Origin of the sequence: Idiomarina sp. MD25a, from assembly GCF_001870515.1 — a bacterium.
In the GTDB taxonomy this organism is placed as follows: Bacteria; Pseudomonadota; Gammaproteobacteria; order Enterobacterales; family Alteromonadaceae; genus Idiomarina.
Map to the genome: position 1 here is coordinate 489,582 of NZ_MDGT01000002.1, position 15,689 is coordinate 505,270.

Annotated in this window: 20 protein-coding genes; 15 read left to right on the forward strand and 5 right to left on the reverse strand. The window is 45.7% G+C overall.

Features of this window, described 5'->3' with window-relative positions:
* Entirely contained in the window at window positions 1-297 is a 297-nt protein-coding gene (locus tag BFR57_RS03565; protein WP_006955394.1) for an integration host factor subunit alpha, read from the forward strand.
* Window positions 298-330: 33 nt separating this feature from the next.
* Here BFR57_RS03565 and BFR57_RS03570 read toward each other — a convergent pair whose 3' ends face one another.
* The 3 genes from BFR57_RS03570 to BFR57_RS03580 form a co-directional block, all read right to left on the reverse strand.
* Window positions 331-1,011: a ChrR family anti-sigma-E factor gene (locus tag BFR57_RS03570; protein WP_071462664.1), complete on the reverse strand. Its 681-nt coding sequence runs from the start codon at window positions 1,009-1,011 to the stop codon at window positions 331-333.
* Window positions 1,004-1,624 (reverse strand): sigma-70 family RNA polymerase sigma factor, encoded by a 621-nt coding sequence (locus tag BFR57_RS03575; protein ID WP_040487855.1) that lies wholly within the window; start codon window positions 1,622-1,624, stop codon window positions 1,004-1,006. Before BFR57_RS03575 ends, BFR57_RS03570 begins: the two co-directional genes overlap by 8 nt.
* 81 nt (window positions 1,625-1,705) lie before the next feature.
* On the reverse strand, window positions 1,706-2,284 hold the full coding sequence (locus tag BFR57_RS03580; protein ID WP_071462665.1) for an LON peptidase substrate-binding domain-containing protein: 579 nt from the start codon (window positions 2,282-2,284) through the stop codon (window positions 1,706-1,708).
* Between the two features lie 183 nt (window positions 2,285-2,467).
* On the opposite strand from BFR57_RS03580, the gene BFR57_RS03585 reads away from it, so the two are divergent.
* The 11 genes from BFR57_RS03585 to BFR57_RS03635 all read left to right on the forward strand — a co-directional run bounded on the left by BFR57_RS03585 (window position 2,468) and on the right by BFR57_RS03635 (window position 11,139).
* Window positions 2,468-3,403 (forward strand): DUF523 and DUF1722 domain-containing protein, encoded by a 936-nt coding sequence (locus tag BFR57_RS03585; protein WP_143441038.1) that lies wholly within the window; start codon window positions 2,468-2,470, stop codon window positions 3,401-3,403.
* Between the two features lies 1 nt (window position 3,404).
* Window positions 3,405-4,811, forward strand: a complete 1,407-nt coding sequence (locus tag BFR57_RS03590) for a deoxyribodipyrimidine photo-lyase (RefSeq protein WP_071462667.1) — start codon at window positions 3,405-3,407, stop codon at window positions 4,809-4,811.
* Window positions 4,804-5,238 (forward strand): nuclear transport factor 2 family protein, encoded by a 435-nt coding sequence (locus tag BFR57_RS03595; RefSeq protein WP_071462668.1) that lies wholly within the window; start codon window positions 4,804-4,806, stop codon window positions 5,236-5,238. Before BFR57_RS03590 ends, BFR57_RS03595 begins: the two co-directional genes overlap by 8 nt.
* Window positions 5,235-5,960, forward strand: a complete 726-nt coding sequence (locus BFR57_RS03600; protein WP_071462669.1) for an SDR family NAD(P)-dependent oxidoreductase — start codon at window positions 5,235-5,237, stop codon at window positions 5,958-5,960. Before BFR57_RS03595 ends, BFR57_RS03600 begins: the two co-directional genes overlap by 4 nt.
* Window positions 5,960-7,234: an NAD(P)/FAD-dependent oxidoreductase gene (locus BFR57_RS03605; RefSeq protein WP_071462670.1), complete on the forward strand. Its 1,275-nt coding sequence runs from the start codon at window positions 5,960-5,962 to the stop codon at window positions 7,232-7,234. The genes BFR57_RS03600 and BFR57_RS03605 overlap by 1 nt, the downstream gene beginning before the upstream one ends.
* Window positions 7,227-7,964, forward strand: coding sequence for a DUF1365 domain-containing protein (locus BFR57_RS03610; protein ID WP_071462671.1), 738 nt, complete (start codon window positions 7,227-7,229; stop codon window positions 7,962-7,964). The genes BFR57_RS03605 and BFR57_RS03610 overlap by 8 nt, the downstream gene beginning before the upstream one ends.
* 12 nt (window positions 7,965-7,976) lie before the next feature.
* A complete protein-coding gene (locus BFR57_RS03615; protein WP_071462672.1) occupies window positions 7,977-9,209 on the forward strand; it encodes a cyclopropane-fatty-acyl-phospholipid synthase family protein in 1,233 nt (410 codons plus the stop codon).
* A gap of 19 nt (window positions 9,210-9,228) precedes the next feature.
* Window positions 9,229-9,738, forward strand: a complete 510-nt coding sequence (locus BFR57_RS03620; RefSeq protein WP_071462673.1) for a DUF2878 domain-containing protein — start codon at window positions 9,229-9,231, stop codon at window positions 9,736-9,738.
* The gene (locus tag BFR57_RS03625; RefSeq protein WP_083405018.1) at window positions 9,735-10,277 is read left to right on the forward strand and encodes a chalcone isomerase family protein; all 543 of its coding nucleotides are present in this window, start codon (window positions 9,735-9,737) and stop codon (window positions 10,275-10,277) included. The genes BFR57_RS03620 and BFR57_RS03625 overlap by 4 nt, the downstream gene beginning before the upstream one ends.
* Window positions 10,255-10,806, forward strand: coding sequence for a DUF3833 domain-containing protein (locus tag BFR57_RS03630; protein ID WP_071462674.1), 552 nt, complete (start codon window positions 10,255-10,257; stop codon window positions 10,804-10,806). The genes BFR57_RS03625 and BFR57_RS03630 overlap by 23 nt, the downstream gene beginning before the upstream one ends.
* Window positions 10,807-10,887: 81 nt before the next feature.
* Entirely contained in the window at window positions 10,888-11,139 is a 252-nt protein-coding gene (locus BFR57_RS03635; RefSeq protein ID WP_071462675.1) for a DUF3912 family protein, read from the forward strand.
* Window positions 11,140-11,202: 63 nt separating this feature from the next.
* Here BFR57_RS03635 and BFR57_RS03640 read toward each other — a convergent pair whose 3' ends face one another.
* Window positions 11,203-11,556, reverse strand: a complete 354-nt coding sequence (locus BFR57_RS03640) for a hypothetical protein (protein ID WP_071462676.1) — start codon at window positions 11,554-11,556, stop codon at window positions 11,203-11,205.
* A gap of 141 nt (window positions 11,557-11,697) precedes the next feature.
* On the opposite strand from BFR57_RS03640, the gene BFR57_RS03645 reads away from it, so the two are divergent.
* The 3 genes from BFR57_RS03645 to BFR57_RS03655 are packed head-to-tail and all read left to right on the forward strand — an operon-like array spanning window position 11,698 to window position 14,140.
* Window positions 11,698-12,459 carry a Nif3-like dinuclear metal center hexameric protein gene (locus tag BFR57_RS03645; RefSeq protein WP_071462677.1) on the forward strand — a complete coding sequence of 254 codons (762 nt, stop codon included), beginning with the start codon at window positions 11,698-11,700 and terminating at the stop codon, window positions 12,457-12,459.
* Entirely contained in the window at window positions 12,456-13,232 is a 777-nt protein-coding gene (locus BFR57_RS03650) for a methyltransferase domain-containing protein (RefSeq protein ID WP_071462678.1), read from the forward strand. The genes BFR57_RS03645 and BFR57_RS03650 overlap by 4 nt, the downstream gene beginning before the upstream one ends.
* Window positions 13,233-13,249: 17 nt before the next feature.
* Window positions 13,250-14,140, forward strand: coding sequence for an NAD(P)-dependent oxidoreductase (locus tag BFR57_RS03655; protein ID WP_071462679.1), 891 nt, complete (start codon window positions 13,250-13,252; stop codon window positions 14,138-14,140).
* Between the two features lie 47 nt (window positions 14,141-14,187).
* Here BFR57_RS03655 and BFR57_RS03660 read toward each other — a convergent pair whose 3' ends face one another.
* Window positions 14,188-15,540 carry a DUF1329 domain-containing protein gene (locus tag BFR57_RS03660; RefSeq protein ID WP_071462680.1) on the reverse strand — a complete coding sequence of 451 codons (1,353 nt, stop codon included), beginning with the start codon at window positions 15,538-15,540 and terminating at the stop codon, window positions 14,188-14,190.
* Window positions 15,541-15,689: the final 149 nt, after the last annotated feature.

Here is a 15,689-nt window from a genome sequence, read left to right on the forward strand (position 1 = left end):
ATGGCGCTGACTAAAGCAGAACTCGCTGAGGTACTTTTTGACAAGTACGGGGTAAGTAAGCAAGACGCTAAGGATTTAGTAGAGGCGTTTTTTGAAGAAATACGTTCTGTTTTAGAATCGGGGGAAATGGTCAAGTTATCAGGCTTTGGTAACTTTGAACTTCGAACTAAGAATCAGCGCCCAGGTCGGAATCCGAAAACGGGTGAGGATATTCCTATTTCTGCTCGCCGAGTGGTGAGTTTTAAACCCGGTCAAAAATTCAAAAGCCGCGTAGAAAACACAAAGCCCGAGCAATAGCTCGGGCTTTATCGTTTAGTTATGCTTAAAACGTTAGCGAAAAAATAAACTACTAAATGGATTAAGCAGGCGACTGATACCCGATGTAAAGAACAACGGTGCGTCTAGTGTCGCAAGGGTCAAGCAGTCTTCCGTCGCAGTACGAGGTGTGTGCTTACGATCCGCATCCAACAAGATAAAATCACCGTCATAATAAGCATCGTGCTCATCATTGAATACACCATCAATCACAAGTGTGGCTTCTTGACCTTTGTGAGTATGTTCCGGTACTTGGGCGCCGGGCTCCATATAAATTAAATTGGTTTGTCCATCATCGGACAAATCAACAGGCGCTCTCCATAGCTTACCCACTAAATGGGTCCATTCTCCGATACGATGAGCGTTATGCGCCAAAGTCGTCGGTAAATTGAAGCGACGACCCTCAAGACTAATCAAATCTTCGCGTTGAGCGGCAGGCTTGGCCTGAGAGTTAAAAATCGCCTCTAACATTTGGTCGCATTGGGTTTTCGACATGGCACCTTTAGAGGGGGCACAAATCGTTTCAACAAGGCTATCCAAATGCTTGTTACATAAATCTTCCTCTATTTCACAAACTGTTCGCTTGCAAATAGGGCACATATCAATATGTGTACCAACAACTAATGTCATTGACGCACTAAGGTCGCCTGAAGCGTACTGATACAAAATTGCTTCAGAGGGATGTGACTTAATCATGCTCAACTATTAACTCTTTCAATTTCTTTAATGCAAGGCGCGTACGAGACTTAACCGTGCCCAATGGAATTCCAAGAGAGTCGGAAACTTCTTGCTGCGACTTACCCTCGACATATATTTTTTCTACCACGATACGTTGTGCATCTGGCAACTGACCGTAGTAGTGAGAAATCTCTTGCAACAGAATGTCTTGGTCCAACGCGTAATCGTCGTCTAAGTTATCATTCTGCTCGGCCAGAATTGGCCATAGTTCATCTGCACTTATATCATCTTTACGCTTTTTATTCTTTCTTAATAAATCGAATCGAATATTACGCGCAATCGTGAAAATCCAAGTCGAAGGTGAACCCTTATCAGCTTTAAATAAATGTGCCTTATGCCACACATTTGTCATCGTTTCTTGCACAAGATCCATTGCAGTTTGTTCGTTACCAAACTGACGCGTTCCATAAGCTTGCAACTTAGGCGCAAAGTGTGAGAACAATTCACTGAACGCTTGACGGCTACGCGTTTCAGCAATTTGAGCCAAAAGTTGCGCAGCTTTTTCTGCAGTGTCCTGCTGGGATGTGGTCATAACTCCCCGTTGTGAAGTATGAGATGTCACCGTTTGCATAACTAGACCTGCTATTGTTGTTAGTTGGTATATCTAACTACGAGAACAAGTTTAAGTTTGGATCAGTCGATCTCAAAAAAGTTACGTAACCAAGTTTAGCAGATAATCAGCAACTTGCTCACTTGATTGCGATTTAATTAACTCTTGTTTGGTGTGAACGTCGAGTGGCAAAATTTCCAGCCAACGCTGGCACACCCAATCGAGTTGTTCAAACGGTTTTTCATCATACAAATCACCGAGTTCTGGGTAAACACCATAAATTTCTTCAAGGCGCTCTTTAAGCACGGCAACCTCATCCGTAATTGGTGTGTGCTGCCAAAAAGGGAGTACTTCAACGTCACCGACTCGAAGACCATCGTCCTCGAATTCGTGATGTTTTATGTGAACTCGACGCTCACCATGCACAGTAATACCCAGAAAACCATCGTTGAGCATTTCAAAGTCAACAATGGTGACCGCGGTGCCAAAGGGCAGAATATATTCAGGATCATATTTATCGATGCCAGGATCAAACATGCATACAACAAATTCACTTTGATTTGCCATGCACTGTTTCACTAACCGTGTGTAGCGTTGTTCGAAGATGCGCAATTTTAGCTTTCCATTCGGCATAACATGAGCCGTTAGCGGAAATAGAGGTAAACGCTGCACTTTATCCATACGATACAACTATCCTGAATTTTTGGGTTGATTTAACGTGCTTTACGTATGTCTATTCGGCTTGGATCTAAATTTGTACAACTTAATCAAACCTTTTTTGCTATAAGTCCGTTATGTTAGATAGCAACACCCACGCAACAATATATATAATGTATTATAAGCTTGTAAATAAATGGAGTTTTGATGCGCCTAAAAGTTGGAATAAGCGCCTGTTTACTGGGCGATGAAGTACGTTTCGATGGGGGTCACAAGCGTTCACCCTTTTGCGAAAATGAACTGGCTAAACACGTCGAGTTCGTTAAATTTTGCCCAGAAGTCGGCATCGGGTTGCCAGTACCGCGTCCAACCATCCGCTTAGAATATAAGGACGAGCAAGTACGCGCGGTCATTCCTAAAACCGGCGAAGATGTTACTGAATCGCTCAAGCATTTCGCGGACAAAGTAAAACCCAAGCTAGCGGATCTGTCGGGTTATGTCTTATGCGCTAAGTCACCTAGCTGCGGCATGGAGCGTGTAAAATTATATGACCCTAAGACAGGTAGTGCTCGCAAGGAGGCAATGGGATTATTTGCTGAACGCTTGCACCAATTAGAGCCCGCACTGCCTTTGGAGGAGGATGGGCGCCTGAATGATCCCCATCTACGCGAGAACTTTGTTTTACGCGTATTCCTATATGGTCGTTGGAAGTCGTTATCGCATCCGTTAAACAAAGCCGCCTTGCTTAAGTTTCATACACAAGCAAAACTTATTCTAATGGCACACAATCAGGCCGAATATCGTGCCCTAGGCCGTGACGTTGGTGAAGCGCAGGCTATCGATGAAGCTTTTTGCCAACGCTACATTTTGCGTGTGATGGGGGCATTAAGTAAACCTGCCTCAAGACGCAACCACACAAATGTACTGCAGCATATTCAAGGTTATTTTAAACAGTACTTAGATAAACAGCAGAAGCAGGAGTTGAGTCAGTTAATACTCGATTACCATGACGGAACGCTACCGCTGATGGCGCCACTCACACTAATCCGTCATTACCTGCGAGAGTTCCCTAGCGAATATTTAGCTGAGCAGTGGTATGTCACACCATACCCTGAAGATTTAAAACTGAGATATGGATTGTAATATGGCCGCTGTTGTTTGGTTTAGGAGTGATTTAAGAACCGTTGATAATCCTGCCTTAGATGCTGCATGTGCTAACCATGATCGGGTATATGCTGTATTTCTAGTGCCAAAGCGTACCTGGCAAGCGCATGATTGGGCACCCATAAAAGTCGATTTATGGTGGCGTCACCTGGCCGCGTTTAAAGAGGAGCTTGCAGATAAGGGCATCGGCTTTTCTATCTTTGTTATCGAACGGTTTAGTCAAAGTGGGGCTGCAATCGCTGACTTTTGCGAACAAAACGATGTTCATGCCGTATACGCTAATCGTGAATATCCGCTAGACGAAGTTAAACGGGACAAGCAAGCTGATGCATGCTTCAAGCAACGCGATATTGACTTAGCGCTATTTGACGGCAACTTATTGGTCGCACCAGAATACGTAGAAACACAGCAGGGCGGCTACTACAAAGTGTTCACACCGTTCAATCGAGCTTGGCGTAAAGAGGTTGCTAAAATCAATGATTGGACCCCAGAGTCTTGGAGTGTTGAAAATACCGTAGCAACCAGCACCGAGCTACCGCCGTGTCCGTTAGAACGTAAAAATAGTCAAGACTATCCAGTCGGACGACAAGCCATTATGGGCAAACTGGGTCAATTTATTGAACATCAGGTTGACGACTATAAAGCGCGCCGCGACCAGCCATCCGTTGACGGAACATCGATGATGTCCGCGTACTTTGAAATGGGCGCGATTGCACCGAAAACGGTTGCGCGTGCATTGTCATCTTTTTCACCGGAATTTCCACACGGACTTGAGCCCGGCGCAGACACTTGGCTAACGGAGGTGGCGTGGCGCGAGTTCTACCAGCACCTCATGTTTCATGAACCGCGGTTAAGCCGAGGTGAAAATTACCAAACCGAAACCCAAGGGTTACCTTGGCGAGAGGCTGAAGAAGATTTTCAAGCTTGGTGTGACGGGCGCACAGGCTTTCCTATCGTCGATGCCGGCATGCGACAGCTCAATGAGACGGGATGGATGCATAATCGCTTGCGCATGATTGTGGCTAATTTTTTAGTCAAAGATCTACTGATCGATTGGCGCAAAGGTGAGCAGTACTTTATGCGTAACCTGGTGGATGGCAGCTTTCCCGCTAACAACGGCGGCTGGCAATGGAGTGCATCGGTCGGTACTGATGCGGTGCCTTACTTCCGCGTCTTTAATCCTGTCCGCCAGAGTGAGAAATTTGATCCCGAGGGAACCTACATCCGTACTTGGGTTAAAGAATTAGCGGATGTACCGAGTAAACATATTCATTGGCCACATTCGTATTTGAAACAGCACAAAACGGGGTACGTGTCTCCGATAGTCGATCATAGCGAGGCACGTGAGCGATTCTTATCGACGTTTAAGCAGGTGAAAAATGGATAATAAAGAGTTAGTAGAAAAGCTAAAGAGCTTTTACGAGGAATTTTCGACGGATCAACTCGATGATTTAGACTCGATATATCATGACGATGTTGCTTTTAATGATCCTATTCACCAAGTCGTGGGCCGTGACGACTTGCGCAAATATTTTGAGCATACAATGGAAAACGTAGAGTACTGCCATTTTACGTTTGAAGATGAGGTTGTTGGCGATAAGCAGGCTTATTTGAGTTGGCAAATGCGCTTTTCACATCCGAAGTTAGCTAATGGACGTGAAATTATTCTACCAGGCGTCTCACATGTGCAGTTTGAAGACGAAAAAATAAGACTGCAAGAAGACCACTACGATCTCGGCGCCATGTTATATGAGCACGTGCCGTTAGTTGGGTTTGTTATTGATAAGATTAAACAAAGGCTGGTGTCATCATGAAAGTGCTCATCACCGGTGCTACTAGCGGAATTGGCCAACAACTCGTCGCAGATTATGCCTGTGAGGGTCACAACGTGATCGCTTGCGGGCGTAATGCCGAAGCGCTGAAGAAGCTGGCGGACGAGTTTCCTGACTATGTCGAAACATTACAATTTGACACCGTTGACCGTGAAAAAACGATTGAGCTTTTAGGTTCTATCAATCAAATCGATGTCGCAATCTTGAGTGCGGGTGTCTGTGAATACTTGGATATTGAATCATTTGACGCAGAGCTCTTTGAACGGGTATTTACGGTTAATGTGCAAGGCACAATGAATTGTGTTCAAGGTTTGCTACGTACATTGCAACCAGGCTCAAAATTAGTACTGGTGGGTAGTCTCGCGCGATTGCTGCCGTTTACCCGCGCGCAAGCTTATGGTGGCTCGAAGGCAGCCATTCATTATATAGCTCGGTCTTTAGAAGTGGATCTTGCACCTAAAGGTATTCGAGTGCTGTCAATTTCACCGGGGTTTGTTAAAACCCCGATGACCGATGCTAACGATTTTGAAATGCCGATGCGAGTTTCTGTCGATTATGCCTCTCAGTGTATTCGCAAAGGTATCGACAAGAACAAGCGGGATATCGGTTTTCCTACCATTTTTACATTGATGTTAAAAACCATGTCTATTCTGCCTCAAGCGTGGCAAGTAGCGCTCAGTAAACGTATGTCGAAGGGAAATTAATGAAAATAGCAGTTGTAGGAAGTGGTATTGCAGGCTTAACAACGGCATATTACTTAACTGACCACCATGAGGTGACGGTATTCGAAAAAAACGATTATATCGGCGGTCATACAAATACCATTGAGGTCGATGATAAAACAGGTCCCGTGGGCGTTGATACCGGCTTTATCGTGTTTAATGATAGAACCTATCCGCGTTTCAAACGTCTGATGACTGAAGTAGGGGTACCGTGGCGTGATACTGAAATGAGTTTTAGTGTGCAAGATCCAGAGTCAGGTCTTGAGTATAACGGACATACTTTACTTACTTTGTTTGCCCAAAAACGTAACTTGTTTCGACCCAAGTTTTATAGATTACTTAAAGGTATTGTTACGTTTAACGAAGCGGCAAAAAAGGCTGCACAAGAGAATAGCGATAACGACCATATAACCTTGGGTGAGTTCATCGATTCGCTGAATTTAGATGAGCAAGTCGCCCACTTTTATTTGCTACCGATGATCTCTGCAATTTGGTCTTCAAGCATAAAAGATGCTTACCAGTTTCCGTTAGGCTTTTTCTTACGTTTTTTCTTAAACCATGGCCTGTTAGATATCAGCAATCGACCGCAGTGGCATACCATCGAAGGTGGTTCGAGCGCCTATATTCCTAAACTGACTAAAAAGTTTAGCGACCGCATACGTCTATCGGAAGATATTACCGAAGTCCGACGTACGGAAAAGGGCGCATCGTTGACCTTCATCGACGGCCATGTTGAACACTTTGACCAAGTGGTTTTTGCTTGTCATAGCGACCAAGCACTGGCGCTCATGGTGGACGCAAGCGACGAGGAAAAGCGTATTTTGGGTAGCATCCCCTATAAACTGAATGAGGTTGTATTGCACACCGATCGTGCTCTATTGCCGCTTCGAAAAGCCGCTTGGGCGAGCTGGAATTATCGTTTAAGAGTCGGTGAGTCGGCGCAGCGTGAGCCAAGTTCAGTTACCTACAGCATGAATATTTTGCAGGGTTTAAAGACGCATGCGCACTACCTTGTTACGCTCAATAATAGTGAGGCTATTAATCCGGACAAGGTGATTAAAAAGCTGTTTTATGCACACCCTCAATATAGTACAACTTCAATGGCTGCTCGCAAAGATAGAGACCTGATCAATGGTCATCGCAATACCTATTTTTGTGGTGCTTACTGGTATAGCGGGTTCCATGAAGACGGCGTACATAGTGCCATTGATGTAGTTAATATGATTGCACCGGAGCTCAATATAGATAATGGATAGTGGTATTTATTGGGGGCGGGTGTTTCATGAACGCCGCACGCCTAAACATCACCAATTTAACTACCGTTTTATGCAGTGGTGCGTGTGCCTTGATGAATTGGATGATATCCACCAGCAAAGCCGCTGGCTCAGTACCCGAGGCTTTGCGCCGCTGTGGTTCAGGCGTAATGATTACTTACGGGGCTCAACAGGGGACTTAAAAACGGCTGTGCTTGAAAAAATGAACCAGCTCAATTCGCGAGCGCTTAGCGGTCGAATCTGGTTTGTTGGTAATCTGCGTAGCTTTGGCATTTATTTTTCGCCACTCAATTTGTATTTCCTACAACAGGGTAACCAGTTTACTCATGTTCTAGCAGAAGTTAGCAACACGCCATGGTTAGAAAGACACTATTATCTAATCGATTTGAGTGAAGCCGTACCTGAGCATGATAAGGCGTTTCATGTCTCACCATTTAATCCAATGGATATGCGATATCGGTGGTATATTGAACCTCCACAGGACAACTTGTCGGTCACTATAAAAGCCTGTCGTGAAAAGGCTGAGTTTATAGCGGGCATGAAGTTGTCTAGGAGTGAATTAAACCGTAAATCGATAAAACACGTAATGAAGACAATGCCGTTTATGGCGCTACGAATAATCGGTGGAATCTATTGGCAAGCGTTGAAGTTGTTTATTAAGCGTATTCCGATATATGACCATCCCAAAACAAAAAAGAGCAAGACCAGATAAAGGGTACGATCGATGTCTCAAGGCGAAACTGTAATGCAAGCACCGCTGACTTATGGCTGGATAGACAAAGCAGCCAAACGTATGACACAGGCACTGCTTGCGCATTTAGGCGAAGGCCAGTTGGTCGTTAAAGAACAAGGCAAACTGGTGGGTCATTATGGCGACAAGTATTCAGATTTAAGTGCTGAAATTAATGTGCTAGATGCTAAGTTTTATGTGCGCTTGTTGACCGGCGGAAGCATCGGCGCCGCGGAGTTATTTATTGATAAAGCGTGGGAAACGCCGAACTTAACCGCTGTAATTCAAGTGTTCGCACGGAATATGGATGCGCTCGATAAGTTGGAGCGAAAAGTTGCTTGGCTTACATTCCCAATCAATAAATACCGTCACTGGGCTAATCGAAATCATAAAGCGCAAGCCAAGAAGAACATTTCAGCGCATTATGATCTAGGTAATGAGCTGTACACCCGTTTTTTAGACACAAATATGCAGTACTCGAGTGCTTTGTTCTTACAAGGCAATGAGACACTTGAACAAGCTCAATTAAATAAGATGGATCGTCTGTGTCGGAAATTGGAGTTGAAGCCTACGGATCACCTATTAGAGATAGGTACTGGCTGGGGCGGCTTAGCAATTTTTGCTGCGCAGAATTATGGTTGCCAAGTGACGACTACAACGATCTCTGAAGAGCAGTATCAATATGTAGCGGAGCGTATCAAATCGCTCGGACTGGAAGACCGTATCACACTGTTGAAAGAAGACTATCGCGATCTCACTGGTCAGTACGATAAATTGGTATCGGTCGAAATGATCGAAGCGGTAGGTAAGCGTTTTTTGCCGGGTTTTTTCCAAGTCTGCAATGACCGTTTAAAGCCTAATGGTTTAATGAGCATCCAGGCAATTACCATTGCCGACCAACGCTATGATAGTTACTCGCGATCGGTCGATTTTATTCAGAAGCACATTTTTCCAGGTGGTTTTTTACCGTCGCTGTCGCTGATGACCGACTTGTTTAAGAAAGAAACATCGTTGGTGGTGCGAGATGTGCGAGACTTCGGCGAAAGCTATGCTAAGACGTTAGCGTGCTGGCGCGACCGTTTCTACGCCAGACGTGCTGAGTTAGAAGAGTACGGTTACGATGACCGTTTCGCGCGATTGTGGAATTATTATTTTGGCTATTGCGAAGGCGGATTTCTAGAAAAAACCGTATCTGTAGTACAAGTCACTGCGTCGAAGACGTCTTAACGCACCTCCAAGGAGATCTATGTCAACTTCGCTACAACACAAAATCGTTAGCTTCGTATTATTTAACGTGCTGTGGCTAAGTGCCGTTGCAGGACGTAATGATTACCTGTGGTTGACGGTCTTATTGGCTATAGCGCAGCTCGGATATAGTTATTGGGTTGCTCAAGTCACTATAAAGAAAATGGCGCAATTATTTGCGGTGGGTCTATTGCTAGAGGCTATTGCCATTAGCGTCGGTGCTATCGATTTTGTTGGCGCGGTTTTCCCATTATGGCTCGCGTTGTTGTGGGTCGGCTTTGCTGCTATGGCACCCGTTGCCTTGGACTGGTTGGCAAAAATGCCGTTAGTGGCAGCTCTTTTGGGCGCGATTTCTGGACCGTTTACCTATTACGTCGGTATTGGGTTTGGTGCCGGCACAGCGGACTCTATTGTGTGGACTTTGCTCGTTTATGCCGTAGTGTGGGGTCTCTTTATGTTGTTTTTCTGCCGAGCAATGACTGCAAGCCCTAACGAGAGGTTAGTCTTATGAATGCAAAGCTGATACCAACTATTGGTGCCGTGGTGGCATTAGGTGCCAGTGCGATGGTCAGTGCACAACCGCTAGAGGTATGTAAAAAACCCATTGCAGAAGGATACCAAGAGGTTGGCCAAACGCGCTTGAGTGTGTTGTTTTGGGATGTGTATGACGCTTATCTATACACACCTAACGGCCAGTTTAATTGGACCGAACGAAAACAAACGTCGAAGGCACTGCTGTTACGTTATTTGCGCGATATCGAAGCCAAAGATTTAGTCGAGACAACCGCAGAAGAATGGGAAAAGCTTGGCTTTAACACTAAACAACAGTCGCAGTGGCTCGATCAACTCACCGCAATGTGGCCTGATATCAAAGAAGATGATTGCCTGTTATTAAGAGAGACTGAGCAAGGTTACGCAGCTTTTTATCAAGGCGAAAAGCAACTGGGCGTCATTGAGTCAGCTCAGTTTACAGAGCAGTTTTTAGCGATTTGGTTGTCGCCAGAGTCACGATTTGAGGAGGAGAGAGATGAACTTATTGGGAAACAGTAAAAAACGCATTACTCAATGGACGTTGGCGATATTAACGCTGCTTTCCTTAACGGCGTGCTCGACGGCAATTGAAGATTACCAAGGTGAACAACCGGCACTCAAGTTGGAAGAGTTCTTCAACGGTGATTTGGTTGCACACGGTGTGGTACAAGACTATGCAGGTAAGGTCATTCAGCGTTTCACGGTTGAGATGCAAGGCACTTGGGAAGGCAATGAAGGAACGCTCGATGAACAGTTTACTTATGCTGATGGTCGCACTCAAGAGCGTATTTGGAAGCTAACTAAAACAGGCCCCAACACCTATGAAGGCCGCGCCTCGGATGTAGAGGGCGTAGCGGTGGGCACAACGGCTGGTAATGCGTTGAATTGGGAGTACGTGCTGCAAGTCGAGGTTGATGGTGAGATGATGTCACTATCACTAGATGATTGGATGTATTTGGTCGATGAAAACAACATGATCAACCGTACCCAGATGTACAAGTATGGTCTGCCCGTTGGCGAGATTACACTTTACATTGGCAAACAGTAATTAGCGCAGAAATGATTGTAGAAAATGGCGCAGTGGTCGATATAATAGCTATCTTTGAATTTTAAGGTAGTTGAGTCATTTATGGCAGGACCGACGTTTTCCTATAACAATCCGCGCATCAACGGTCAGACCATTTTTGTTAAACGAGGCCCGCACTGCGGTAAGCTCGGTATCGTGAAGCAACAGAATGAAGATGGCTCGTATTTAGTCTCTCAAGCTGACTTTGGCGCTGAGCTAATAAGCTTTAAACGTGAAGAATTTATTGTTTATCGTTATCGCAAAATTAAAGTGCCGATTGAACGGGTTGCGGGGCGTAACCCAGACGTCTTGTAATCTATCGTTTCAAATAAAAAAACCAACCTTCGAGGTTGGTTTTTTTTTGCTCGACAAGTAGCATTAAGAACCACGAGGTAAGCGACAGTTGCCGGCTTTTTCTGCTAGCTTTTGCTGCCATAGTTCTTTTGCAGTGAGTCCGCCTTTACCGCCTGATTTAACCGTTGCTTTTTTAGCGGCCGGCTTAGATTTAGATTTCGCTGGGGCTTTGGGTTTGCTTTCTTTTTTAGCCGGTGTTGCACCTTGATCTGCAGCCAGTGTTTCAGCTTCTTCTGCAAGCTGCGCCAAGCGAACGTTCTTACCGCCGTTAACACTGTACCAACCGCTTTTCGCCTCAATTGATGGGGCTTTACCATGTGCCTTTTTGTAAGCTGCGGTGTAATCTGCGAGAACTTTATCTTTATCCAGTTTGCTCATTAATCAAACCCTATTCGATTATAAAAATTTAACAGAAACGATTAAAAAGTAGTCTACCCATATGTTTATACCGTTTTTTCGGATTTATGTCTAATTTAAGGTAAAATATTCGGTAAATACGCCGTAAAAGTAGGTGAATACATGACAATTGAAGTAAGTCAGCTCACTGATTATTTAGATGAGTTGTTAAAAGCACGTCAAATAAAAGATTTTTGTCCTAATGGCTTGCAAGTGGCAGGCAAATCGAATGTAAAGCGCATCATGACAGGTGTTACAGCAAGTCAGGCTCTCGTCGATCAGGCCATCGCTACGGGTGTTGATGCACTGTTAGTGCATCATGGTTATTTTTGGAAAAACGAACCTCAGCCTATTGTGGGGATGAAAAAACGTCGTATTAAGGCGTTGTTGGAAGCCGATATCAACTTGATTGCTTATCACTTGCCGCTCGATGCCCACTCTTCATTGGGCAATAACGCGCAATTAGCCAAGCTAATGAATTGGTCAATCGACGGTACGGCTAATCCTAGCGATCCGGGTAGCGTATTGATGCTTGGTCGCGTGCAACAGTCTCATACCAGTGAGCAGCTGGCCAACGCGTTAGTTGAAAAACTAAACCGCCCATTGACGTGCTATGTACCTTGTCAAAAACCGATTAGCCGATTGGCATGGTGCACGGGGGGCGGACAAGGGTTTATTGATGAAGCGGCCGCACTCGGTGTTGATGCATTTATTACGGGCGAGGTATCCGAGCAAACCGTGCACAGTGCCCGCGAGCAGGGGATTGCCTTTTTCGCTGCGGGGCATCACGCGACCGAACGCTATGGTGTGAAAGCACTCGGTGAACATTTGGGACAACAATTTAACCTCGACGTGAGCTTTGTCGATATCGATAACCCAGCATGAAGAAAAAACAATCACGCGGTAACTTTACCGGGATTAGCCAAAAGTTCGCTCGTAATATTTATGGTTCGACCAAGGGGCGACTTCGTATGGCCGTGCTAAAGCGTGACTTAGCGCCATTCGTTGATGGACCTAAGCGAACGATACTGGATGTTGGCGCAGGCCTCGGGCAAGTGAATGAATGGTTTCTTGCTAAGGGGCATGCAGTTATTCATACGGATATTGCCCAGGATATGGTGATAGAAGCTCAACAAAACCACGAACAACTGGGTTTAACGCGCCGAGCACAATATATGGTAGCCCCCCTCGAAGAATTGGCAACACAGCTACCCGACCAGCAATTCAGCCTGATTTTATGTCATGCAGTATTGGAGTGGGTTGATGATGGTAAAGCCGCGCTGCAGCACCTTGCCAAGCTGCTCAAGCCAGGTGGCACGCTGTCGCTCATGTTTTACAACAGAGATGCGCAATTGATGGCGAATGCGGTGTACGGTAACTTTGACTATATAGCACGTGGTTTACAGGTCAAAAAAACCGTTCGACTGAGCCCTCAGCAACCACGTCGCCCGCAAGACGTCGAGCAGTGGATAGCAGACGCCAAGCTCTGCGTTGAGTCGAAAACAGGTGTCCGCTGTTTTCATGATTACCTACGTGAGGTAGAGCATCAACAACGGTATGATGAGCTGCTTGACCTAGAAATGGAGTATAACCAACAATCTCCCTTTCGGGAGTTAGGCCGCTATCAGCATTGGTTGATACGCAAAGCCAGCGAATAACAATTAAGGAGAGAGGCATGGCACAACGTTGCAGTTTTATCGGCTTGGGTGTGATGGGGTACCCGATGGCAGGCCACCTACAGCAACAGGGCTTTGATGTTTGTGTTTACAACCGGACACCAAGCAAAGCTGAACAGTGGGTTAATGAGTACCAAGGGCGTCGCGCCGATACCCCCGCTCAAGCGGCAGCTGATGCAGACTTTGTGATGGTTTGCGTGGGTAACGATGACGATGTGCGTAGCGTTTTTTATGGTGATGACGGCTTACTCGCGCAGTTAAAGTCTGGCGCAATCGTTATTGACCATACGACGGCGTCGGCCGATCTTGCGCGTGAGCTCGATACGGCAGTTACGCAACATCAGGGTGAATTCTTGGATGCTCCGGTTTCTGGCGGTCAAGCAGGCGCAGAGAAGGGCATTCTTACAACGATGGTCGGGGGTGAACAAGCAACCTTTGATAAAGCGCAGCCTGTATTGAACTGCTATGCGAAGAAAATCGTGCGTATGGGCGAAGCGGGTAAAGGTCAGCTTGCTAAAATGGTTAATCAGGTGTGCATTGCCAATGTCATACAAGGCGTGGCTGAGGGGCTGCATTTGGCACGGAAAGTAGGGTTGGATCCTGATGCGTTGGTCGATGCCATCGGTGCAGGCGCTGCTGGCTCATGGCAATTGGTTAATCGCTATAGAACCATGTGGGACCAAGAATATGATCACGGCTTTGCTGTTGACTGGATGCGTAAAGACTTGGGTATTGCGATTGCCGAGGCAAATCGTCATGGAGCCGCGCTGCCGTCGACTGCGATGATCGATCAATACTATGCTGAAGTGCAGAGCCTAGGAGGCTCGCGCTGGGACACTTCAAGCTTGATGGTACGATTAGATAAGTTAGCAGGTGACTGGAAAAAATAAAAAAGGAGGCTGACGCCTCCTTTTTTGATGTTTGCAAAACGTACGGCTTAACGGAAACCGGTACGACGCAATGCGTTAGTAGTAAAGTCACTACGGTCTGGTTCAATGTCCCAATTCATGTAATCACTTTCTTCGTTACCTAGACCTAACGAAATGTAGCGACCTGAGTTAAGGTCGTACAGCGCTTCGGCCGCCATCCATGGTACGTCCTGATTATAGAACTGAGTATTAAGCGCTTCGCCGACACGCCATAATTCACCACGACCATCGTAATGGTCAATGATAGACGCTGTCCACGTATCTTCATCTAAGTACATGGTACGCTTAGAATAGATGTGGCGCTCACCGTCTTTAAGGGTGCCTTCGACAACCCACACGCGATGTTTTTCATAACGGATGAGGTCCTGATTCATGTGACCTGCTTGGATAATTTCATCATAGTCCAATTCAGGGTTCATGATTTTGAAGTTGTTATAAGGAATATAAACTTCCTTCTTACCTTTTAACTCCCAGTTATACTTGTCAGGTGCACCATTGTACATATCAAGGTTGTCTGAGGTACGAAGACCATCAGCCGCTGTACCAGGTCCATCATAGGCTACGTTAGGCGCACGACGAACGCGGCGTTGACCGGCGTTGTAAATCCACGCGCGACGACCTTCTTTAACCTGGTTAATGGTTTCATGTACCAACAATACAGTACCTGTTAAACGCGCAGGCGCTTCTACTTCTTGTAAGAAATAGAACAGGATGTTGTCATCTTCTGGGCCACGGCCTGATTCCAGATACTCTGGGAATACCAAGGTTTCTTTTAGTTCAACAGGAACGAAGTCGCCACTCGCCAGTACTGGGAATTGAGCCACATTACGCGTGACCTTACCACCGCGGAAACGCGTGATATGGTTCCAAACGGCTTCAACACCGGTCTCTGGAATAGGGAATGGAATAGTCGTGACTTCGAAGTTTTGAATACCGTTGCCGCCCGCCACTAACTCAGCATTTTCTGCGTTCTTTTTAATTTTTGGCCAAAGTGAGTCAGGATAAGTTGCAGAACGACGCGTTGGGTAAACGATCATTTTGTAATCGTCATACTTATTAAACATCGCAATCTGACCTGGCGTCAGGTTGTCTTTGTATTGGTCGAGGTTGTCATGGGTGATTGTGAACAGTGGTTCGTCACTTGCGAACGGGTCTGTGCCGCGCACAATTTCAACGCTTGCATCAGAATAACCACCATTCCAAGCTGGAATTGAACCGTCTGCATTACCGGCTTTTTCAGCACCAATCGGTGTTAAATCCTTACCTAAACGATCGGCTTGGTCAGGCGTGACCTTAGCCATTACGCTGGCGGAGATAACTGATAGGGCGAATACACCCGCTTTTAGCATCAGTTTATTCATGGGTAATTTCCTTGTTGTTCTACTTTCGTACATCACTTTGCCAGAGGTTAGACCTGTAAGACAATAGTTTCACTAAAAAAAGCAGGAAAATATGCGAAAAAGGTTTTCAAATGAATATAACCTTATACAATTCTAAGACATTTTTTTTG